The sequence below is a fragment of the Corallococcus sp. AB038B genome (assembly GCF_003668955.1).
GTDB lineage: Bacteria > Myxococcota > Myxococcia > Myxococcales > Myxococcaceae > Corallococcus > Corallococcus exiguus.
Genome location: NZ_RAWO01000003.1, coordinates 698,231 through 719,350, shown reverse-complemented (window position 1 = coordinate 719,350; position 21,120 = coordinate 698,231). Strand labels below are relative to the sequence as shown.

The following is a 21,120-nucleotide window of genomic DNA, read 5'->3' as shown; positions in this document are numbered from 1 at the left end:
ACGACATGTTGAAGAAGAGCGTCAAGATTGGTGAGAACGAGCTGAGCATCGAGACGGGCCGTCTGGCCAAGCAGGCCGACGGTTCCGTGGTGGTCCGCTACGGCGACACCATGCTGCTCGTCACCGCGGTGAGCGCGCGGGAGAAGAAGGACATCGACTTCCTGCCCCTCACGGTGGAGTACCAGGAGAAGCTGTACTCGGCGGGCCGCATCCCGGGCAGCTACTTCAAGCGCGAGGGCCGCCTCACGGAGAAGGAGACGCTGGCCTCCCGCGTGGTGGACCGCTCCCTCCGTCCGCTGTTCCCGGAAGGCTACGCCTACGAGACGCAGGTCATCTCGTCCGTCATCTCCGCGGACCCGGAGAACGAGGGTGACATCCACGGCATCACCGGTGCCTCCGCGGCGCTGTGGGTGTCGGACATCCCGTTCAACGGCCCCATCGCGGGCATCCGCGTGGGCCGCGTGGGCGGTCAGTTCGTGGCCAACCCCACCGCCAAGCAGCGCGAGCAGAGCGACCTGGACCTCGTCATGGCGGTGAGCCGCGAGGCCATCGTGATGGTGGAGGGTGGCGCGGAAGAGGTCAGCGAGGCGGACATGGTGGCGGCGCTGGAGTTCGGCCGTCAGAACGCCCAGCCCGCGCTGGACATCCAGGACCAGCTGCGCACGGAGCTGAAGAAGCAGGTCCGCTCCTACGACAAGCCCGCCACCATCGACGAGGGCCTGCGCAACCAGGTCCGCGAGCTGGCGCTGGAGGGCGTGAAGGCCGGCTACGCCATCAAGGAGAAGGGCGCGCGCTACGAGGCGCTCTCCAAGACGAAGAAGGCGGCGGTCGCGGCGCTCAAGGAGAAGCTGGGCGCGGAGTTCACCCCGCAGGTGGAGAAGCACGCCAAGCAGGTCATCGAGGACCTGAAGTACGACCACATGCGTGAGCTCACCGTGAACGGTGGCCGCATCGGTGACCGTCCGCACAACGTGGTGCGCTCCATCACCAACGAGGTGGGCGTGCTGCCCCGCACGCACGGCAGCGCGGTCTTCACCCGCGGCGAGACGCAGGCGCTCGTGGTCGCCACGCTGGGCACCAGCGAGGACGAGCAGCGGCTGGAGCTGCTCAGCGGCCAGGCCTTCAAGCGCTTCATGCTGCACTACAACTTCCCGCCGTTCAGCGTGAACGAGACCAAGCCCCTGCGCGGCCCCGGCCGTCGCGAGGTCGGTCACGGCGCCCTGGCGGAGCGCGCGCTGCGCAACATGATTCCGGCCAGCGACTCGTTCCCGTACACCGTGCGTCTGGTGTCGGAGATCCTCGAGTCCAACGGCTCTTCGTCCATGGCCTCCGTGTGCGGTGGCACGCTGGCGCTGATGGACGCGGGCGTCCCCATCAAGGCGCCGGTGGCGGGCATCGCCATGGGCCTGGTGAAGGAGGGCGAGAAGATCGCCATCCTGTCCGACATCCTGGGTGACGAGGACCACCTGGGCGACATGGACTTCAAGGTCTGCGGCACGTCCAAGGGCATCACGTCCATCCAGATGGACATCAAGATCACCGGCCTCACCACGGAGATCATGAGCCGCGCGCTGGAGCAGGCGCGTCAGGGCCGCGTGCACATCCTGGCGGAGATGGCGAAGACGCTGGACGCGCCGCGCAAGGAGATCAGCCAGTTCGCGCCGCGCATCACGACCATCCAGATCCGTCCGGAGTTCATCAAGAACGTCATCGGGCCGGGCGGCAAGGTGATCAAGGACATCATCGCTCGCACGGGTGCCGCGATTAACATCGAGGACACCGGCCGCGTGGACATCGCCAGCGCGAACGGCGAGGCGGTGAAGGCGGCCATCGCGATGATCCAGGCGCTCACCCGCGAGGCGGAGATCGGGAAGATCTACACGGGCACCGTCCGGAAGATCGCCGAGTTCGGCGCCTTCGTGGAGCTGTTCCCGGGCACCGACGGCCTCATCCACATCTCCGAGCTGTCCGACAAGCGCGTGAAGAGCGTGTCGGACGTGCTGACCGAGGGCGACGAGGTGCTGGTGAAGGTCGTCAGCATCGACAAGACGGGCAAGATCCGCCTGTCGCGCAAGGAGGCCATGGCCGAGCGCACCGCCGCGCAGGGCACGCCCCCGGCCGCCGCCGCCCCGGCCGCCCCGACGCCGGACGCGAAGGCCTGAATCCGGCCCCCGTGTAGCGGCCCTCCGTGAGGAAGGCCGCGACCGGAAACGCCCCGTCTCCTCCCGCCTCCGGGCGCGAAGGGGCGGGGCGTTGTCATTGCGGGCCTGGGGGCTCTCCGCCCGGCGGCGGCGCACCGCTCGAACCTGTCCGACTGTCGGACAGGTTTGGCGCGCCCGAGGCGGGAGCCGGCGGTGTTTTCGTCCTGGCAGGGTGGAGGCTTAAAACCCCGGGAGGGCCTCCCGCGTTGATGGGGGACCGCCCTGGAGGCGCTGCATGCCGGTCCACCCATCCAGCTCCTCGGAGCCTTCGAGCAGCTTCCTCACGGACGTGTCCCGGTTCCTGGGGGCGTTCCGCTGGGCGTTCATGCCGCTGGGCCTGCTCGCGCTGGTCGCGGTGGGCGTGCACGCGGCGGCGGACACGCTGGATGACCGGCTGCTCACGGCTGTGGACCGGTTGGACTCCGCGTTCGATGGGTGGGTGGGCCAGTTCCCCGCGCTCGCTTCCATGGTGGATTGGGTGTCGCTGGAGACGCGCACCCGGCTGGCTCGGGGCCTGGCTTTGGCCTGGGAGCTGGCGGCGGACCTGCTTCTGGCGCTACCGGCGCTGGGCTATCGCGAGACCGAGGCGGCCCGGCCCGTGGAGCCCTGGCGTCCGGTGACGGCGTCCGCTTCGGAGGCTTCGTCGTGGAAGGCGCTGCTGCGGCGCTGTCTGCGGCGGCCCACTCCGATGCGGTGGGTGCGGCCGCTGGCCACCGCGGGCGTGGTGCTCGCGGGGGCGTGCACGGTGGCCCGCCTCGTCCAGGGCACGGTGTACCTGTCGTGGCGGCCACTGTTCGGCGACGTCGCCTCGGACTGGGCGGCCCGGGGGCTGGCGGTGGCGGCGCTGCTCGGGGTGAGCGTGTCGCTGGGCTGGCGCGCGGTGCTGCGCAACCTCCAGCACGCGGACGCGGCGTGTGAAGCGGTGGGTTCGCGGCGGGCTTGGACTCGCGGGCTCTTGGGCTGCCTGCTGGTGGCGCCCCTGGGATTGGCGGCGGCTTGGGACGCGGCTCCGGTGCTGTCCTTCCTTCGCTGAGGCCCTGACGCATGTTCGCTCGACGCGCCCGGGGACTCTTGGACTTCACCTTCGCGCTGCTCTGCGTCTGGTGCGCGTACCACCACACGCCCGCGGGCGCGCTCTTGCGTCGCGCTGGCGCCTGGGCCTTCAACACGCGCACCACGGCCCGGCCGCTGCTCGCGTACTACGACGGCGTGAGCGGGACGGCCATGCCCGTGCCGGACGCGCTGCCCGCCGCGCTGCTCACTCGCGTGCCCACGAGCGCGGAGGCGCTGGCGTGGGGGACGCACGCGGCGCTGAAGGCCCTGGAGCCGAAGGCCCGCGAGCCGTCGCTCGCGCTGGCTCGTGAGCTGGGCATCGCTCCGGAGACGCTGGTGGATCCGGCGAAGGGACCGGCGGCGACGCGGCGGATGCTGGACGCGCTCGCCACGGACTTCCCGTCGGAGGAGGCGCGGGTGACGGCGGTGTTCGCCGGGCGGGTGCCCGCGCGCTTCGCGCTGGAGCGGGTGGACGCGGAGGGTGGGGCGCTCAGTCTGGAGCGCCTGGCGAAGCAGCTGCCCCCCGGTTTCGAGGGCTCCTCCGTGGGCGCCGCGCAGGCGCTGGCGCTGTCCACGGCGCTGATGCTCGGGTGGCCGGTGTCGGAGAGCGCCCCGGTGACGAGCCCCTTCGGCTACCGCGTCCACCCCACGCTGCGCACGCGCCGGATGCACACGGGAGTGGACCTGGCGGTGCGCTCGGGCACGACGGTGACGGCGGTGGCCGCGGGCGTGGTGCGCCGCGCGAGCGAGGACTCCGTCAACGGCCGCGTGCTGGTGCTGGACCACGGGCGGGGTGTGACGACGGCGTACTGTCACAACTCGGAGCTGCTGGTGAAGGCGGGCACGCGGGTGGAGAAGGGGCAGGCCATCGCGCTGTCGGGCAGCACCGGCCGGTCCACCGGGCCACACCTGCACTACCAGCTGGAGCTGGCCGCTCGGCCGGTGGACCCGTTCGGGTTCCGCACCGCCCTGCGCATGGCGGACGGCGCGACCGAGCTGTGACAGGCCGGCCACACGACCCGTGACGTCGCCGCCAGGAAGTAGAGGGGGGCCGGGGTGCGTGTTACGGCGGAGGGCATGGACCCCTCGCTGACCGTCCCCGTGCGCCGGGTGCGCTCGCATCCGGACCCGCTGCCCCTGCCGCGCCATGAGACGGAGCTGGCCGCCGGGCTGGACCTTCGGGCGGACATCGACGGGGAGCGGGTGCTCCAGCCCTTGGAGCGGATGGCCGTCCCCACCGGGCTGGCCTTCGCGCTGCCTCCGGGCTTCGAGGGCCAGGTGCGACCCCGCTCGGGGCTGGCGCTCCGGCACGGGGTGACGTGCCTCAACTCCCCCGGGACGGTGGACGCGGACTACCGGGGGGAGGTGCAGGTGCTGCTCGTGAACCTGTCCAACACTCCCTTCACCCTGCGTCGGGGCGACCGGGTGGCCCAGCTGGTGGTGGCCCCCGTGACGGCCACGACCCTGCGGGAGGTGGAGGTGCTGGAGGTGACTTCCCGGGGGGACGGAGGTTTCGGGTCCACCGGCCGCTAGGGCCCGGCGCGCAACGTCGTTCCTCAACGGCCTCGGAGCGGGCAGAATGGAGCCCCCCGGCCGTCCGCCAGGGAGGCCGCCCCCCCGCGGCCCCGTTCCGGAGTTTCACTGCTTTGCTCTGCTACCGCTGCGGCAGCCATGTCCCCGATACGAGTGAAACCTGCGCCACGTGTGGCCAGAAGTTCGACGCGGCCGCGCGTCAGGCGGCGGGGGCGGCGCGCAAGCGAGGCACGGAAGGCGCGCCGTACAAGCCGGGCGACGTCGTCGCGGACCGCTACGCCATCCAGGAGGTCGTAGGGTCGGGGCCTCTGGGCTTCGTCTTCCGCGCGCAGGACCAGGCCATCGACGTGGAGGTGGCGCTGAAGGTCATCCAGCCCCGGCTGGTGCAGCAGCCGGAGGAGCGCACGCAGTTCGCGCTGTCCATGCGGGTGGGCAAGAAGCTCAACCACCCCAACCTGGTGCGCGTGTACGAGGAGGGCGTGGACGGGGACCGGCCCTTCTTCACCATGCAGCTGCTGGAAGGGCTCTCGCTGCGCCGGATGATGGAGCAGCGCGCGGCGAAGGGGCAGCTGTTCACGCTGAAGGAAGTGGAGCCGCTGCTGGCGCAGATGGCGGCGGCGCTGGACGGGGCGCACCGCTTCGGGCCGCACTCGGACGTGAAGCCGGAGAACGTCTTCGTCCTGCCGGACATGTTGAAGGTGTCGGACTACGGGCTGGGGCTCGCGGTGCCGCACCTGCCCTTCGTGCAGGCGCAGAAGGGGCACCGGGCGGCGGCGTACATCGCCCCCGAGTACGTGAATGGCGCGGAGCTGGACACGCGCATGGACGTGTACTCGCTGGGCGTGTTGATGGGGGAGATGGTGACGGGCCTCCTGCCGGAGGACGGCGGAGTTCCCGAGGTGTCGGTGCGGCATCCGGACCTGCCGCCCGCGTTCGAGTCCCTCTACCGGCGCGCGCTCAACGTGAACCCGCTGGCCCGTCCGAAGTCGGGCGGTGATCTGCACGCGGAGTTCGCGGCGCTGGTGCATCGGCACCCGGCCGCGGCGTCGAGGCAGCGCGCGATGCCCGCGTCGGGCGCACTGCCGCCGTCCGCGGTGGCCGCGCGCGCGGCGAACAAGCCGCTGCCGCCGGTGCCCACGGGCATGATGCCGGTGGCGAGCGCGCCCACGCCGGCCGCTCCGATTCCGGCGGTGGACGACTCGCCTCCGCCGGATGCGACGCAGCCGCTGGACGCGGCGACGCTGGCGGCCATCCTGGGCTCGAACGCGCAGGCGCTGGACTACATCACGGGGCCGGAAGCGCGCTCCGTGTCGGACGCGGCGACGCAGCAGGAGATGCGCGCGGTGGCGCCGGCGGGCCGCAAGGGTGCGGAGGCGGCGCAGGACCCTCGGCTCCTGGGGCAGGTCCCCGACGCGGCGACGCAGCAGGAGGTCCGTGCGGCCTCGCGCCCGGCGGAGGAACCGCGCGCGGCTCCGGCCAAGGCCGCCGAGCCGGTGATGCGCATCTTCGCGAAGGCAGAGGAGCCGTCGTTCCCGGCGGATCCTCGCGGTGCTCGCTCCGCGGAGGGCGCGGCTGAGGCGCGCTCCTCGGCCCGTGGAGGCGGTGAGTCCTCTTCCAGCGACGGGCGCTCCAATGGTCGGGGTGAAGCCGCCGTGAGCGAGGGGCGCTCCGGTCGCGGTGAAGCCTCTTCGGGCGACCTTCGCTCCAACGGTCGGGGTGAAGCGTCCAGCGACGGGCGCTCCGGTCGCGGTGAAGCCTCGTCCGGCGATGGACGCTCGGGTCGCGGCGAATCATCCAGTGACGGGCGCTCCGGTCGCGGCGAGTCCTCCTCGGGCAACCTCGGGTCCAACGGTCGCGGTGAAGCTGCATCGGGCGAGGGCCGCTCCAACGGCCGTGGCGAGGCCGCCGCTGGCGACGCGCGCTCCAACGGTCGCGGTGAAGCCGCCCTGAGTGACGAGCGCTCCGGTCGCGGTGAGTCCTCGTCGGGCGGCGGGCGCTCTGGCCGCGGCGGTGAGGCGTCCTCCGACAGCCGCCCCAGCCAACGGAGCGCGGATGCAGCCGCCGGCCGGAGCTCCGACGACGACGAACCCTCGGAGTCCCGTTCCTCCAGCCGCGGTGGCCGCAATCCTCGGGCCTCGGGCGCGGTGTCGTCGGTGAACTCGCGCGGCTCGGAGCCCTCGGGTCCCCGCGCCCCGCGAGCCTCGGCGGCCCAGGGCGCGGTCCGCGCTTCTGGCGTTCACGGTGAGAACTCCACGGGCGGCCGCTCGCGCAAGGGCGAACCCCCGCCGGATGTATCGGGTGTCCGCTCCTCGGCGCGCCGGCTGCCGCCTTCCACCTCCGGCCTGCACACGCTTCCCACGACGCGGGCCACGCAGGCGAAGCCGGCCCGCTCCGGCCCCAGTTCGATGGTGTGGATGATCATCCTCGCGGTGGCCGGCATCGCGCTGGGCGCGGGTGGCGGCTACCTCTACCTGCGCCTGCGCCAGGCCCAGGCCGCGAAGAACAGCCCCACGCCCGCAACCGCCGCCGCGGGGGACGGCATGCTGGCCACGGGCTCCTGTCCGGCGGGCATGCGTCTGGTGAGCGGCGGCAGCTTCAAGATGGGCGCGTCCCCGGAGGACCTGCAGGCGTCCGGCTCCTCCGACGAAATGCCCATGGCCAACGTCCCGGTGAACTCGTTCTGTGTCGACGAATTCGAGTTCCCCAACCAGGCCGGCAAGAAGCCCCGCGTCTCCGCGACGTGGCTCGACGCGAAGGCCGCCTGCGAAGGACTCGGCAAGCGGCTGTGCAACGAGGATGAGTGGGAGAAGGCCTGCAAGGGCCCTGGCAACGCGCGCTTCTCCACCGGCGAAGAGCAGGCCCAGACGGCCTGCAACACCGGCACGACGGATGCGGCCGCGGTGCGCACCCTGGCGCAGTCCGGAATCAATCAGGCCTGCCACTCCGGCTACGGCGTGGCGGACCTCTCCGGCAACGTCGCCGAGTGGACCGCCTCCAAGGTCCCCAACTCCAACCCCAACTCCGAGGAACTGCTCATCAAGGGCGGTTCCTTCGACACGGCTGGCGACACCGCCCGGTGCTCCGCGCGCCGCCGGGGTGCTCCGTCGTTGAAGGCCGCGAACGTGGGCTTCCGCTGCTGCCAAGACGCGCCGTGATGAGGACGCTCCGGAGGCTCGCGCTCCTCACGCTCCTCCTGCCCGTCGTCGCCCTCGCGCAGGCTTCCTCGCGAAGTCCTGCCCGGCCCCGCGTGGTGGCCGTGAAGTCCTCGAGCCTGGCGCCGTACGCCTCCTTCCTCGCCGGCTTCACGTCCGAGGCCCGCGCGGACGTCACCGAGCTGACCCTGGAGGAAAGCCCCACGGAGGCCGCGCGCGTCTTCAAGTCGCTGGCCGCGCAGAAGCCCGCGCTGGTGCTCGCCCTGGGGCCGCTGGCCGCCAACGCCGCGCGCCGCTCGCTGGGCGAGGACGTGCCCGTGCTCTTCGCCATGGTGCCGTACCACGAGAAGTACGGCCTGGAGGCTTCCAACGTCACCGGCATCGCGCTCACCAGTGACTTCGGGCCGGAGCTGGCCGCGCTCAAGGCCGTGGCTCCTGGCGCGAAGCGCGTGGGCATCCTGCATGACCCGCGCTCCTCGGCGGGCGCGGTGGCGCAGGCCCGCTCCGCTGGCGCTGGCCTGGGGCTCACCATCGTCCCGCTGGCCGTGGAGGCGCAGGAGCGCGTGGGCGAGGTGCTGGAGGGCGCGGCGGGGAAGGTGGACGGCCTCTTGATGGTTGCGGACAAGACCGTGGGCAACGCTTCCGTCGTCCAGGCGCTCATCGCCTTCAGTGCCTCCCGCAAGGTGCCGCTGGTGGCGCTCACGGCCAGCCAGGTGAAGGAGGGCGCGACGCTGGCCCTCTCGCCGGCCCCGCTGGCGCTCGGTCAGCAGGCGGGGAGGCTGGCGAATCGCATCATCCTCGAGAAGGTCGACCCCGGCGCGCTGGCGGTGGCGCGGCCCGAAGGCCTGGACCTCTCGTTCAACGTCACCGCCGCGAAGAAGTCAGGTCCGTCCTGTGACGTCGCGCTGGAAGTGCTCCGGTTCGCGGCGCGCCGGGACTTTGCCGTGAAGGTCTACGAGTGATTCCACGCTACAGCCGTCCCGAAATGGCCTCCCTCTGGTCCGACGTCGCCCGCTACCGCCGCTGGCGCGATGTGGAGCTCGCCGCGCTGGAGGGCATGGTCGCGCAAGGCCTCGCCCCCAAGGATGCGCTGGCGGACTGCCTCGCCCGCGCCGGTGACTTCACCGAAGCGGACGCCGCGCGCATCGAGGAGATCGAGCGCACCACCAAGCACGACGTCATCGCCTTCCTCACCTTCGTGGAGGAGCGCGTGGGCCCCAGCGCCCGCTGGCTGCACCTGGGCATGACGTCCTCGGACGTGCTGGACACGTCGCTGGGCCTCACCCTGCGCGACTCCGTGGACCTGCTCCTGAAGGGCATGGACCGCGTGATGGCCGCGGTGGAGAAGCGCGCCTTCGAGCACAAGCACACGCTGCAGATGGGCCGCAGCCACGGCATCCACGCGGAGCCCATCACCTTCGGGCACAAGCTGGCCATCTGGTACGACGAGCTGCGCCGGGGCCGCACGCGCCTCCAGCACGCGCGAGACACCATCGCCGTGGGCAAGATTTCCGGCGCGGTGGGCACGTTCGCGCACCTGCCTCCGTCGGTGGAGGAGCACGTTTGCCAGAAGCTGGGCCTCACGCCCGCGCCCGCCTCCAGCCAGGTGGTGCAGCGCGACCGGCACGCGGAGTTCTTCACCGCCATCGCCCTGGTCGGCGCGAGCCTGGAGAAGTTCGCCGTCGAAATCCGCCACCTCCAGCGCACGGAGGTGCGCGAGGTGGAGGAGCCCTTCACGGCGGGACAGAAGGGGAGCAGCGCCATGCCGCACAAGCGCAACCCCATCCTGTCGGAGAACCTCACGGGACTGGCGCGCCTGCTGCGCGGCTACGCGGTGAGCGCCATGGAGGACGTGGCGCTGTGGCACGAGCGGGACATCTCGCACTCGTCGGTGGAGCGCGTGATTGGTCCGGACGCCACCGTCCTGCTGGACTTCATGCTCCACCGCTTCGCGGGCCTGGTGGAGAACATGCGCGTCTACCCGGAGCAGATGAAGAAGAACCTGGACCTGCTGGGCGGCGTGGTGAACTCGCAGCGCCTGTTGCTGGAACTCGCGCGCAAGGGCATGGACCGGCAGGCCGCGTACGTCGTCGTCCAGCGCAACGCGATGAGGATGTTCGAGGAGGGCGTGGACTTCCGGCAGGCCCTGCTGAACGACGCGGACCTGCTCAAGATGATGACGCCCGAGGAGGTCTCCGACTGCTTCTCCCCGGGCTACCACACGCGCCAGATGGACGCGGTGTTCCAGCGCGTCTTCGGCCGCGCCAGCTGAAGCGCCGCGCGGCTTAGGGCGAGGGGCTTACAGGTAGCCCTTCGCCCGCAGGTGCTCTTCGATGCGCGCGTGCACGTCCCCGGGCGTCAGCACCAGGGACGTGCCGGTGATGCGCTCGTAGGCGGCCACGTACTTGGTGGCCAGGTCCACGCGCACGTCGTCCGGGATGGCGGGCAGCGCGCCGTGGCCGGAGAAGTTCCGCTCGCGGATGAGCCACTGGCGGATGTTCTCCTTGTCCAACATCTTCTGGTCCTCGCCCTTGGCGAAGCGCGCCTCGTACTCGTCCGCCACCCAGTAGCGGCTGGAGTCCGGGGTGTGCATCTCGTCGATGACGTAGAGCTCGTCGCCCACCTTCCCGAACTCGTACTTCGTATCCACCAGGATGAGGCCGCGCGTGCGCGCCCACTTCTGGCCCTCCTGGAACAGGCCCCGGGCGGCCTCCGTGATGCGGGCCCAGTCACGGGGCGTGGCCAGCCCGCGCGAGAGGATTTCCGCCTCGGAGATGGGCTCGTCGTGCTTGCCGTACTCGGCCTTGGTGGACGGCGTGAGGATGGGCGCTTCGAACGCGCTGTCCTTGCGCAGGCCTTCCGCGAAGGGCACCCCGTAGGCGGTGTGCGTGCCCTTCTCGTAGTCGCGCCACAGGCTGCCCGTGAGGTAGCCGCGCACCACCACCTCCACGGAGTAGGGCTGGCAGGCGCGCGCCACGGTGACGTTCGCGTCCGGCACGTCCAGCACGTGGTTGGGGACGATGTGCTTCGTGCGGTCGAACCAGAAGGCCGCCAGGCGGTTGAGCACCTCGCCCTTGAAGGGGATGGTGGTGAGCACGTGGTCGAACGCGGAGAGGCGGTCGCTCGTCACGAGGATGAGCGTGTCGCCCTTGCGGTACGTGTCGCGAACCTTGCCCTTGTAGGGCGTGCCGAGCGACGGCAGGTCCGTCTGGCGAAGCGTGTGGGTGAGTTGCGCGTGGAGGGCGGAGGTGTTCACGTCGGAGGCGCCTCGCGGCCCCGGCCACTGACCGCCGGGAAGGGGCGGGAGCGGGGCCAGCTCATGAGGCGCGCGACTCTACTGGAGGCCCGCCGTCATGGAAGCAGGACCGTAGGCCGTTGCCAGGTAGAGGAACGCCGGGTTGATGCGCAGGATGCCGTCCACGTAGGCGACCGCGTACGGCGCGCCCGCCGCCCGGTCCACCCGCACCGCGCCCTCCGGCTGGATGCCCCAGAGCGCCAGCAGCGTGCGCGCCACCAGCTCCGCGGCCTCGCGCTCCGACAGGCCCTGCAGGCTCTCCCGCCGGTCCTCCGGCCAACGGTCGCCCGTCCGCGCGTCGAAGACGAACTGGAGGCCGCTGCCCGCGTCCGGCGGCTGGAGCAGGTCCGCGCGGGGCTCGAAGCCCGGCGCCGCGACGAACTCGTTGCCCTGGATGATGGGGAAGAGCGCCACGCCCTGCGCGGACTGCCCGGCCTGCTGCTCCGACTGGCGGGCGATGTCCCGGAAGAGCTCCAGGCGGACGGACGGGGACTCGAACTCCACCACCTCTGGCGAGCTGCTCAGCGCCTGCCGCGCCGTGAGCGAGGAGCGCACGGGCGCACCCGTGCCATCACACGCGGTGGTGAGCAGGGACAGCGACAGGAGCAGGCCAGGGACCCAGCGACGCATCAACGGGAATATACCGATCACGCTGACGCACCACCAGCTAAACTCCGGTGCATGCGACCAGGTGCGGAGCTGACTGTCGTCCTTCATCAGACCCGTTCACCCGACAACCTCGGTGCTGTCTGCCGGGTCATGGCGAACTTCGGTTTCGAACGTCTCATCCTCTCGGAGCCCGTGGTCCAGGACTTCAGCCTGGCGGAGCGGATGGCCGTGAAGAGCGGCCACATCCTTTCGGGCATGCGCGTCGCACCCACCCTGGCGGAGGCGCTGGAAGACTGTGTGTACGTGGTGGGCACCACGTCGCGCACCCAGGTGGTGAAGCGTGACCCCCTGACGCCGGAGGACGCGGCGCGGCGGCTGGCGGAGGAGAGCACGCGGGGGCGGGTGGCGCTGTTGTTCGGAGGGGAGCAGCGCGGGCTGTCCGACGAGGACCTCACCCACTGCCAGGACCTGCTCGTCATCCCCACGTCGGACGTGCAGCCGTCCATGAACCTGGCGCAGTCCTCCGCGGTGCTGCTGTACCTCTGCCACCGGCAGGGACTCACGTCAGCGCCCGTGCTGCCTCAGGAGGAGGAGGCCGGTGCTCGGCTGGGGACGCTCAACGCGCTGAGCGGGCGCATGCGCGCGGCGATGCTGGCGGCGGACTTCCTCAACCCGGAGGCGCCGCAGCACGTGCTGCACGAACTGGAGCGGACGTTGATGCGTGCGCGATTGACCCAGCGAGAGGCGGAGCTGTGGCTCAACGCCTTCAAGCATCTGGGCCGCGCGGTGGCGCCGGGAACTCCCCGCGAGTGAGGCGGGGGCCGGCGCCACGCGAACAGCCGGGGCGACTTAGGCCGCCGCTTCCTTCTTGTAGGTCTCGGCGAAGTGCTTCTCGCACAGACCGGCCTTGGGGCCGACCTTGGCGCGGCACTCCGGCTTGGAGCACACGCGGTAGCGCGTGTGGGGCAGCTCGCCCTGGCGCCACTTCTTGAAGTGGAAGAAGCAGTAGCTCTTGGCGCGGTAGGGGCGCTTGCAGCCCTCCACGGTGCACGCCTTCTTGCCGTTGCCCTTGGCGGTGCGCGGCCAATGGGTGGGCTTCGTCGTCTGGGTGGCCTCGGCCATGGTACGGACTCTCCTGCGAATCGATGCTTGGAAGACCCGTGACGCCACCTGGGGGTGGATCCGCCACGATGTGAAGGCGGACGGTGTATCGCCGGGTTTCGCGGAACGCAAGGAGCCTGGAGACCCGCCAGGGCCCTGGAGGCCCCATCCGTCAGGGGGCGGCCAGGCCGTCCTCGGCCTTGGGAATGCCTCCGGACCGTCCGGATTGGGTGCGCGGCACCGGGGAGAGCAGCTCCTCCAGCACGGAGCGGGCCCCGGCTGCGCGCTCGCCTGGCGTGCCACCCGAGGCCAGCGTGGACGGGGGCGACTCCACCAGGGGCAGGTCCTCCAGCTTCACCTTGACCGCCAGCGGGCGGCCCAGCCGGCGCAGCTGCAGCCGGATGTGCTGGCCCACACCGCGCGCGGCCACCTGCCAGCGCAGGGTGTGCGCCCGCGCCACGGACAACCGGTCCATGTTCAGGATGACGTCCCCGGTGCGCAGGCCCGCGCGGGCCGCGGGGCCGTCCTCCACCACGTCCGTCACCACCACGCCCCGGCCTCGGGGGTTCAGGTTGAACGCCTGCGCCACCTCCGGGGAGAAGTCCTGCACGCTGATGCCCATCCACCCGCGGCGCATGCGCCCGTGGGCCTTGAGCTGCGGAATCACCGTCTTCGCGATGTCGATGGGGATGGCGAACCCGATGCCCTGGCCGGACACGTTGACGGCGTTGGCCACCGCCACCACGTCGCCGTGCAAGTCGAGCACCGGCCCGCCGGAGTTGCCCGGATTGATGGAGGCGTCCATCTGCAGGTAGTCGAAGTCGCCGTCGCGGCCGTTGGGCGTCACGTCCGTGCGGCCCACGTAGCTCACCACGCCCACCGTCACGGAGTGCGCCAGGCCGAACGGGTTGCCGATGACGACCACCCAGTCCGCGATGCCCACGTGGGACGCGGACGCGAGCTTCAGCACCGGCAGCTTCCGGGGCGCGTCCACCTTGAGGAGCGCGCAGTCCGTGCGCTCGTCCTCGCCCACCACCGTGGCGGGGAACTCCTCCACGTAGCCGTTGGCGCTGCGGATGGAGATGGTGACCTCCGAGGCCCCGTCCACCACGTGCGCGCTGGTGAGGATGTAGCCGTCCGGATGGATGATGAACCCGGAGCCGATGCCGCGCTGGGGCTCCTCGCCCGGAGCCACCTCCGCGAGGTCCTGGCGCGTGGTGATGGACACCACGGCTGGCATCGCCTTGCGGGCCACGTCACTGATGTTGGAGTGCTGCCGGGAGACGGCGCGGTTCTGCGCCTCCAGCCACAACTTTCCGGGGGGGCGTGCCGCGGCGCTGCCCGCTGTCCCCAGCGCGCACGCCAGCACCGCCACCCTGATGCCGCCCCCGAACCGCGACCAACCCATGGGCCCCGCCTTCCCACCACCGTCCAACCCAATGCCCCGGCGCAAGCTAGGCACGGGGTGGGGCGGGCGGAAGGGGGAGGCCGGCGATCAGCAAACGGCCCTCTGGGGCGGCGTCGCCTGCTTCGGCGCCTACTTCTTCTTGGCGATGATGTCGTTGATGGCCGCCCGGTCCTCGGCGGTGATGCGCTCGCGCGGGCCCGCCGCGTTGGCGGACTTCTGGGACACGGCGCCCTTCGCGTCCTCCAGTGCGCCCCCCACGCTGCCCTTCACCTTGTCCAGGGTGGAGGGGTTCACGGTGCGCTTCCAGGTGCGCTCCATGTGCTCCAGCGGGGACCGGCCGTCCACGTTGCCCCGCGCCAGGAAGACGCCCAGACCCACAGCGCAGGTCGTCCAGACCAGGAACTTCAACACGCCCATGATTCACATCCTCCTACGTCGTCTTACATCGACCCCGGGCACATGGCGAGTTTCCTGACCTGTCGCTCCTCAGTCGCTGACAGGGGGCCTGGGGGCCCTTAAGGTCCACGCGCTTGCAGCCCGAAGAACTCATCAGGGCCGCCCAGACGCGGGCGGCGGGATTGGACGTGGGGCGGGGGGACGCTGCGCTGGAGCGCGTGCGGGCCCAGGCCTCGGCGTTGTTCGCGAAACTGCCGGAGCCTCCGGTGTACCGGCGGGCGGAGGACCCGTCGCGCAAGACGGCCCAGGCGCTCATCCCGGAGATGGAGCGGGTGCTGGCGGAGGCCTTCGCGGTGGCGCGCGAGCCGGCGGTGTCGCCGCTGGTGGACCGGCTGGTGGCGGCCCTGCGCGCGCACGCGGAGGCGCTGGTGCACACCGCGGACGGCCGGCTGGAGGCGGCGGAGCTGGCGTGGCGAAAGGCCCAGGAGCTGGAGCGCGCCGCGCACCCCACGCGTCAGATGGTGGGCCAGCCGCCGCGGCCGCCGCCGGTATTCGACAAGGACTCCGGCCTGTCGCGCTACGACCCGCGCAACGCGGCCCAGGCGACCGTGAAGCTGGTGTGCCCCAACACGGGCTGCAAACGCCTGGGGGACTACGCCTTCGTCCCGACGCACGCCTACCACCGCTTCGTCTGCCCGGCGTGCCGGGTGCCCTTCCTGTCCTACTTCGGCGAATTGAAGGGTCTGGAGGTGGAGCACCGGCGCAGCTCCAAGCGCTACCGCTTCACGGTGGATGAAGTGGGCAGCACCGTCAGCACGCGCATCGACTTCGAGGAGGCGGGCGGACAGGAGTTCCCGGCCGCGCGGCGCGACCTGCTGGCCTTCCTCTACACGGAGCAGCGGGAGTTGAAGGTCGTGGTGAACCTCACCAACGGGAAGCTGATGTGGGTGAGCCCCGCGTCGTCGTGCTTCGTGGTGACGGCGGCCTTTGGCGAGGGCGCGCCGGAGTTGGTGGCGTTCCGGGCCTACCGCGATGACGTGCTCCGGAAGAGCCGGCTCGGCCAGGGGTTCATCGACGGGTACTATTATTGGGGCCCTCCGCTGGCGGCGTGGGTGGTGCGCCGACCGCGGGTGCGGGCCGGGGTGCGCTGGGCCCTGACGCGGGTGCACGGCCGCCTGACACGGAAGGAACGCGGATGACACAGCAGGCTGGGACGGATGGGACGCGGCCGCCGGGCGCGCGCGGGGACAAGGCCAAGACGGCGCTGTCCGTGGTGGCGGTGCTGGGGTTGGCGGCGCTGGCGTTCCTGGGCGTGCGCGAGGCGCAGCGTGCGCGGCTGGTGCCTGACGGGGCGTCGCCGCCGTCCTTCCAGCTGACGAAGCACGAGGGCGGCTCGCTCGCGCTGTCGGACCTGAAGGGGAGCGTGGTGATGCTCGACTTCTGGGCCACGTGGTGTCCGCCGTGCCGCGAGGAGATGCCGTCCCTGGTGAAGCTGGCCAAGGAGTACGAGTCCCAGGGGCTCGTCTTCGTGGCGGCCAGCCGGGACGAGGGCTCCACGGCGTCGCAGGAGGTGGACTACTTCCTCCAGCGCTTCCAGCCGGACCTGCGCCCGTACGTGGTGTACGCGGACGACGACGTGGCGCGCGCATTCCAGGTGAATGCGCTGCCCACGCTCTACTTCCTGGACCGGGACGGGAAGGTCATCGACGCGCAGCGCGGCATGCTGTCCGAGGACGGACTTCGCCGCCGCATCGAGCGCGCACTCAAGCGCTAGAGTGGAGGGCATGACCCTCTACGATGCGGACACGGTTGACGCGTGCGCCTGGCCGGAGACGCCGCAAGCGCGTCTCGCGCGCGACTACTTCGTCCCGCTGATGAAGCGCGGCAGCACCGCCTTCATCTCCGACCGCACCACCCTGCGGCTGCTGGCGATGGATGACCTGCGCATCCCGCTGGCCATCAACGAAGCGGAGTACGGCAACTCCCCGCTGCATTCGTTGTGGGTGCGCTACATCGGCCTGCCGGTGGCGGCCGTGACGGCGGAGACGTACGGCGCGGCGCGCGCGGTGGTGATGCGCGGGGCCATGCGGACGCTGGGCGGGATGTTGAAGGCGGCGCGCATCGACAAGTGCGTCTACGTGGACCACTGGCTGGTGCTGCGCAACCTGAGCGTGAGCCTGGACGAGGCACAGCTGGAGCGCCTCACCGCCTTCCTGGTGGAGCAGTTCCCCGGCCACGCCATCGTGTTCCCCGCCATCAACCCGGCGAACGCGTCGCCTCTGCTCAACACGCTGGCCTCGCGGGACTACGGCTTCGTCTACGGGTCGCACACGCGCATGACGCTGCCCACGTACGAGGTCAGCCGGCAGGTGCGCGAGAACCGGCGCCGCGACGGGCGGCTCCTGGAGGCAGCGGGCTACCGCGTCGTGGACGGGCGGGAGATGCCGGATTGCGCGCCCCGGCTGCGGGAGCTGTACCGGTCGCTCAACGCGGACAAGTACCACTCCACGCTCGACTTCACGGAAGAGTGGTTCGCGTGGACGCTGCGCGAGGGAATCTTCCAGTACTGGCTCGCGGTGAAGGACGGACGCGTGGATGGCTTCTATGCCACGCACGTCAGTGACGACACGGTCTGGTCCCCGCTGTTCGGCTATGACCTGTCGCTGCCGCAGGAGCTGGGCCTGTACAGAGGGCTCGTGCACCGGCTGATGCAGGACGCGCTGGAGGTGGGGCTCACCATCGAGCTGGGGCCGGGCGCGGATCCGTTCAAGAGCCTGCGCGGTTCTCAGCCGGTGCCCCGCTGGACCGCGTATTACGTGAAGCACCTGTCGGGCTTCCGCCAGTACGCGTGGCGCACGCTGCAGCGCTACGTCAACGGAGGGGTGCGGCCCGCGGCGAACGCGATGCTGCGCAAGATTGATGGTGACGGCATCGTCGGCTTCGGACCGCTGACGCTGCCCTTCACGCCGCCCACGGGCCAGACGCCGCGCGAATCGGCCCGGGCGCTGCGCGAGCAGGTGGAGGCGCTGGAGACCTCGCTGGAGTCCGCCGCTCGGCTGGAGGGCGAGGCCCGGCTGCGTGCGCTTTCGCCGCTGTCGGAGACCCTGCACAACTGGCCGCAGCCCATGCGCCGCGTGGTGGCCTTGCGTGAGCGCCTGACGCGGCTGGAGCAGGAGGCGCGCCGCAAGCCCGCTCAGGCCGTGGCGCCCGCGGGCGTGGCTCCCGCGGAGCAGGCCCGGCAGCTGCTCCAGGATGCGACGTGCTGGGGTTTCTACACGAAGCTCGTCGCCGCGCACCTGGGCGAAGTGCCGGCGCCGCACCTCAAGGCGCTGGTGGAGGCGCTGCGGCGGGAGTTGGTGGGGATCATGGGCGTGGTGCTCACCGCCACGCGTGGCGACAAGGTGGTGCTGGTGACGATCGCGAGCGACGCGCTTCTCAGCGTGGGCATGGACGCGGGCCAGCTCATGGCCCAGGCGGCGCCCTGCGTGGAGGGAAAGGGCGGCGGCTCGCCGGAGGTGGCCTGGGGCGGCGGCTCGCGTGCGGACGGCGTCGAAGCGGCGCTCAGCGCGACCCGGCGCTTCGTGGAGTCGCGCCTGGGCAACTGGGCGCCGTCCGGCGGCGTGGGCTGAGCGTCAGAGCACCTGGCGCACGGCCTCCTCCAGCTTCGCCCTGGGCACGGCGCCCACCACCTGCTTCACCACCTTCCCGCCCTTGAAGAACAGCAGGGTGGGCATGGCGCGGATGCCGTACTGCTCGGGCGTCTTCGGATGATCGTCCACGTTGAGCTTGGCCATCTTCATCCGGCCCTTGTACTCGGCGGCCAGCGAGTCGATGACGGGCGCGAGGACCCGGCACGGCGGGCACCAGGTGGCGGTGAAGTCCACCAGCACCGGTTCCTCCGACTCCAGCACCTCGCGTTGGAACTCCGCGTCTCCCAGCTCGATGACGTTGCCAGCCATGGGGCCCATCCTTGCGTGAAGGGCGCGGGCCTCACGTGGGGCCGCGCCTCGTGTCCACGGGATGTAATCGCGGGCGGATGTGACGACGAGCGCCCCTGGCGGGACGCATTGTTCCGCCAGGAGCCCCCTATTCCTCCTGCCACGGGAGCGCTGCGCCGCGCGCGGACAGCAGCTTCAGGAAGGCGCGCACCTTGAGGGGCAGCTGCCTGCTGCTCGGGTAGACAGCGAAGATGGGCAGGCCCGGAGGCGTGTCGGTTTCGAGCACGGGGACGAGCAGCCCCGCGCGCACGTCGTCCGCCACCAGCGATGCCGCGAGCCGGACGATGCCCAGTCCTGCTCGCGCCGCCGCCTGTCCCGCGCGCTCGCTCGGCACGCGCAGGCGGCCCGTCACCGGCACGGTGCGCGCGCTCCGGCCTTCGCCGAAGAACCACACCTCGTCGGTGCCGGACTCGGCCAGGAGGATGCACTCGTGGGTCGTCAGCGCTTCGGGCGTTCGGGGTGTGCCGTGGCGGCTGAGGTAGTGCGGGCTGGCGTAGTAACCGGTGCGCAGGCGCCCGAGCCTGCGCGCCATCAGTGACGAGTCCGCGAGCGGCCCGGTGCGCAGCGCCAGGTCGTACTCCTCCGCGATGAGGTCCACGTGCGTCTGCGCGAGCGACACCTCCACGCGCAGCCGGGGATGGTGCAGGAGCAGCTCCGCGATGACGGGCGTGAGCAGTTCGCCCAGCAGCGACAGCGTGGCGATGCGCAGCGTGCCCTGGGGCGTGCCGCGCGACTCGCTCACCGCCGCGTTCACTTCGCGGGCCTCGGCGACGAGCCGTGCGCAGTGCGCGTGGTATTCGCGGCCCGCTTCCGTGAGGCGGAGCCTGCGCGTGTTGCGCTCCAGCAGCCGGATGCCCAGGCGCTCCTCCAGGGCGGCCAGACGGCGGCTCACCGTGGACTTGCGCAGGCCCAGGCGCTCCGCCGCGGAGGTGATGCTGGCTGTCGCCACCACCTCCGCGAAGAGCACCATGTCGTCCAGCAGGGGCGGGTTCGCGGCCACGACCGCGAGCCTATGCCCCGGCTGGAACGGGCGCGAGCCCGCCGTGCGTCAGTCGTTGGCCGCGCCCGCGAGGATCCACGAGCGGACCAGGACGTTCATGCCCGGGTGCTGATCGAAGTACTCCGGCTTGCCCGTGGGCATGCGCTCTCCGCACGCCGTGCCCTCCATCTTCCGCACGAGCGCCGAGTTGTCCGGGTCGCCGGGCATGACGCGCTGGAGGGTGCCACAGGCCTTGGCGGTGACGTTGACCAGGCTCGCGTGGCTGCTGAGCGGGGCGAGGCTCAGGTTGCCGGCCTTGCCGTGGCAGTTCGTGCACTGCCCGGAGTTCCACAGCGACTGGATGTCCGCGCCGTAGTGGGGCACCGACACGGGCACGGTGACGGTCCGCACCACGGGCGGGTTCACGCCATCCGTGACGCTCACGTGGAAGGTGAACGCGGTCTCCGTGCCCACGGCGGGCGAGTACCACTGCGCGCTCTCTCCGGTGGTACCGCCCACCCAGGTGCCCGCTGTGCTGGGAGCGACCTGCATCCATGTGTAGGTCAGCGGGTCGCCGTCCGGGTCTCTCGCGGTGATGGTCAGGGTGCCGGTCGTTCCCGCGACCAGTGCCGTGGGTGCGGAGACGGTGTCGCTCACGGTGGGCGGTTGGTTGGGCGGGGAGGAGGCATCATCGCCACAGGCGATGCCTCCCAACCCGATGACCAGCAGGGGCAACAGGATCCGTAGGGATAAGTGCATGGGGGTCCTCGGAACGCGAGTGCCCGCCAAGCTGGCATGCGGTGGTGATTTCAACCCAGTGTCCGCAAGGGTTGGACAAAATCAAGCTGACGCACGTTCAGGATGTTCTCGAAGGCAGTCCGTAAGAGCACGCCATGTTCCGAATCGAGTCAGAAAAAGAGTTGCTGCGAGCCTTCCGCTCCAGGGATCGCAAGCACGTCGAACTGCCCAAGGGCACCCAGCTCCCGCTCTTCGTGCGGGATTACCTTTCGTGGGTGGATCCGTACGGGGTGCGCGTCTTCCTGGTGTTCGTCGCGCCGGGGAGCAAGCAGCCCACGGGTATCGCCTTCCGCAGGGATCAGCACGGAGACCCGACCCTTGCGCCCAAGATGTGTGACTGGTGCCGAACGCCCACCGTGGCGGAGGTGGGGCTTATCACCACGGATGTCGACTCGAAGCGCAGGGTGGGTGTGATCACCTGCCTGGACCTGCGCTGCGGTGAGCGGCTGGAGTCCATGTCGGACCGGTCCGGTCGCAGCATCCTGGACGACAAGGCGAGGCTGATGGAGCGCATGGCTCGCTTCGCGAGCGAAGCACTGGGCTTGGAGCCCGGCTCAGCGGATTGAGGAAGCGGGCCCGCGCGTCCGGGCCCGCCCT

Annotated in this window: 20 protein-coding genes; 12 read left to right on the top strand and 8 right to left on the bottom strand. The window is 71.1% G+C overall.

Annotation, left to right across the window (positions count from 1 at the left end; all coding sequences use genetic code 11):
* Positions 1 to 5: 5 nt before the first annotated feature.
* The 7 genes from pnp to purB all read left to right on the top strand — a co-directional run bounded on the left by pnp (position 6) and on the right by purB (position 10,211).
* Positions 6 to 2,162 (top strand): polyribonucleotide nucleotidyltransferase, encoded by a 2,157-nt coding sequence (pnp, locus tag D7Y04_RS19105; RefSeq protein ID WP_121755226.1) that lies wholly within the window; start codon positions 6 to 8, stop codon positions 2,160 to 2,162.
* Between the two features lie 274 nt (positions 2,163 to 2,436).
* Positions 2,437 to 3,234 (top strand): hypothetical protein, encoded by a 798-nt coding sequence (locus D7Y04_RS19100; protein WP_121760231.1) that lies wholly within the window; start codon positions 2,437 to 2,439, stop codon positions 3,232 to 3,234.
* 11 nt (positions 3,235 to 3,245) lie between these two features.
* On the top strand, positions 3,246 to 4,256 hold the full coding sequence (locus tag D7Y04_RS19095; RefSeq protein ID WP_121760230.1) for a M23 family metallopeptidase: 1,011 nt from the start codon (positions 3,246 to 3,248) through the stop codon (positions 4,254 to 4,256).
* A gap of 75 nt (positions 4,257 to 4,331) precedes the next feature.
* On the top strand, positions 4,332 to 4,787 hold the full coding sequence (dut, locus tag D7Y04_RS19090) for a dUTP diphosphatase (RefSeq protein ID WP_120599047.1): 456 nt from the start codon (positions 4,332 to 4,334) through the stop codon (positions 4,785 to 4,787).
* A gap of 113 nt (positions 4,788 to 4,900) precedes the next feature.
* Positions 4,901 to 7,942 (top strand): SUMF1/EgtB/PvdO family nonheme iron enzyme, encoded by a 3,042-nt coding sequence (locus D7Y04_RS19085; protein ID WP_121760229.1) that lies wholly within the window; start codon positions 4,901 to 4,903, stop codon positions 7,940 to 7,942.
* On the top strand, positions 7,942 to 8,901 hold the full coding sequence (locus tag D7Y04_RS19080) for an ABC transporter substrate-binding protein (protein ID WP_171809677.1): 960 nt from the start codon (positions 7,942 to 7,944) through the stop codon (positions 8,899 to 8,901). Before D7Y04_RS19085 ends, D7Y04_RS19080 begins: the two co-directional genes overlap by 1 nt.
* On the top strand, positions 8,898 to 10,211 hold the full coding sequence (purB, locus tag D7Y04_RS19075; RefSeq protein WP_120599044.1) for an adenylosuccinate lyase: 1,314 nt from the start codon (positions 8,898 to 8,900) through the stop codon (positions 10,209 to 10,211). Before D7Y04_RS19080 ends, purB begins: the two co-directional genes overlap by 4 nt.
* A gap of 27 nt (positions 10,212 to 10,238) precedes the next feature.
* Here the strand turns inward: purB and D7Y04_RS19070 are convergent, their stop codons facing one another.
* Together D7Y04_RS19070 and D7Y04_RS19065 are read right to left on the bottom strand one after the other, a co-directional pair.
* Positions 10,239 to 11,195, bottom strand: a complete 957-nt coding sequence (locus tag D7Y04_RS19070) for a phosphoribosylaminoimidazolesuccinocarboxamide synthase (protein WP_120575740.1) — start codon at positions 11,193 to 11,195, stop codon at positions 10,239 to 10,241.
* A 78-nt stretch (positions 11,196 to 11,273) separates the two neighbouring features.
* Positions 11,274 to 11,864, bottom strand: a complete 591-nt coding sequence (locus D7Y04_RS19065) for a hypothetical protein (protein WP_120599042.1) — start codon at positions 11,862 to 11,864, stop codon at positions 11,274 to 11,276.
* 51 nt (positions 11,865 to 11,915) lie between these two features.
* Here D7Y04_RS19065 and D7Y04_RS19060 point away from each other — a divergent pair, with 51 nt between their 5' ends.
* The gene (locus D7Y04_RS19060) at positions 11,916 to 12,656 is read left to right on the top strand and encodes an RNA methyltransferase (RefSeq protein WP_120599041.1); all 741 of its coding nucleotides are present in this window, start codon (positions 11,916 to 11,918) and stop codon (positions 12,654 to 12,656) included.
* A gap of 36 nt (positions 12,657 to 12,692) precedes the next feature.
* Here D7Y04_RS19060 and D7Y04_RS19055 read toward each other — a convergent pair whose 3' ends face one another.
* The 3 genes from D7Y04_RS19055 to D7Y04_RS19045 all read right to left on the bottom strand — a co-directional run bounded on the left by D7Y04_RS19055 (position 12,693) and on the right by D7Y04_RS19045 (position 14,769).
* Positions 12,693 to 12,965, bottom strand: a complete 273-nt coding sequence (locus D7Y04_RS19055; protein WP_120575743.1) for a vegetative protein — start codon at positions 12,963 to 12,965, stop codon at positions 12,693 to 12,695.
* Between the two features lie 151 nt (positions 12,966 to 13,116).
* Positions 13,117 to 14,352, bottom strand: a complete 1,236-nt coding sequence (locus tag D7Y04_RS19050) for a S1C family serine protease (protein ID WP_120599040.1) — start codon at positions 14,350 to 14,352, stop codon at positions 13,117 to 13,119.
* A gap of 129 nt (positions 14,353 to 14,481) precedes the next feature.
* A complete protein-coding gene (locus D7Y04_RS19045; RefSeq protein ID WP_121760227.1) occupies positions 14,482 to 14,769 on the bottom strand; it encodes a hypothetical protein in 288 nt (95 codons plus the stop codon).
* Between the two features lie 113 nt (positions 14,770 to 14,882).
* Here D7Y04_RS19045 and D7Y04_RS19040 point away from each other — a divergent pair, with 113 nt between their 5' ends.
* Genes D7Y04_RS19040 through D7Y04_RS19030 form a run of 3 tightly spaced genes read left to right on the top strand, consistent with a single transcriptional unit; the run spans position 14,883 to position 18,377 of the window.
* Positions 14,883 to 15,947, top strand: a complete 1,065-nt coding sequence (locus D7Y04_RS19040) for a CFI-box-CTERM domain-containing protein (RefSeq protein WP_120596748.1) — start codon at positions 14,883 to 14,885, stop codon at positions 15,945 to 15,947.
* Positions 15,944 to 16,522: a TlpA disulfide reductase family protein gene (locus D7Y04_RS19035; RefSeq protein ID WP_172817731.1), complete on the top strand. Its 579-nt coding sequence runs from the start codon at positions 15,944 to 15,946 to the stop codon at positions 16,520 to 16,522. The genes D7Y04_RS19040 and D7Y04_RS19035 overlap by 4 nt, the downstream gene beginning before the upstream one ends.
* A gap of 10 nt (positions 16,523 to 16,532) precedes the next feature.
* Positions 16,533 to 18,377 (top strand): DHHA1 domain-containing protein, encoded by a 1,845-nt coding sequence (locus D7Y04_RS19030; RefSeq protein ID WP_121760226.1) that lies wholly within the window; start codon positions 16,533 to 16,535, stop codon positions 18,375 to 18,377.
* A gap of 3 nt (positions 18,378 to 18,380) precedes the next feature.
* Here D7Y04_RS19030 and trxA read toward each other — a convergent pair whose 3' ends face one another.
* The 3 genes from trxA to D7Y04_RS19015 all read right to left on the bottom strand — a co-directional run bounded on the left by trxA (position 18,381) and on the right by D7Y04_RS19015 (position 20,484).
* Complete coding sequence (trxA, locus tag D7Y04_RS19025; RefSeq protein WP_120596750.1) at positions 18,381 to 18,707, bottom strand: thioredoxin; 327 nt, start codon at positions 18,705 to 18,707, stop codon at positions 18,381 to 18,383.
* 127 nt (positions 18,708 to 18,834) lie between these two features.
* Positions 18,835 to 19,746: a LysR family transcriptional regulator gene (locus D7Y04_RS19020; protein WP_121760225.1), complete on the bottom strand. Its 912-nt coding sequence runs from the start codon at positions 19,744 to 19,746 to the stop codon at positions 18,835 to 18,837.
* Between the two features lie 48 nt (positions 19,747 to 19,794).
* Entirely contained in the window at positions 19,795 to 20,484 is a 690-nt protein-coding gene (locus D7Y04_RS19015) for an Ig-like domain-containing protein (RefSeq protein ID WP_147454610.1), read from the bottom strand.
* A 134-nt stretch (positions 20,485 to 20,618) separates the two neighbouring features.
* Between D7Y04_RS19015 and D7Y04_RS19010 the strand changes: the two genes are divergently transcribed.
* Positions 20,619 to 21,089 (top strand): FBP domain-containing protein, encoded by a 471-nt coding sequence (locus D7Y04_RS19010; protein WP_120596753.1) that lies wholly within the window; start codon positions 20,619 to 20,621, stop codon positions 21,087 to 21,089.
* The last annotated feature ends 31 nt before the right edge of the window (positions 21,090 to 21,120 follow it).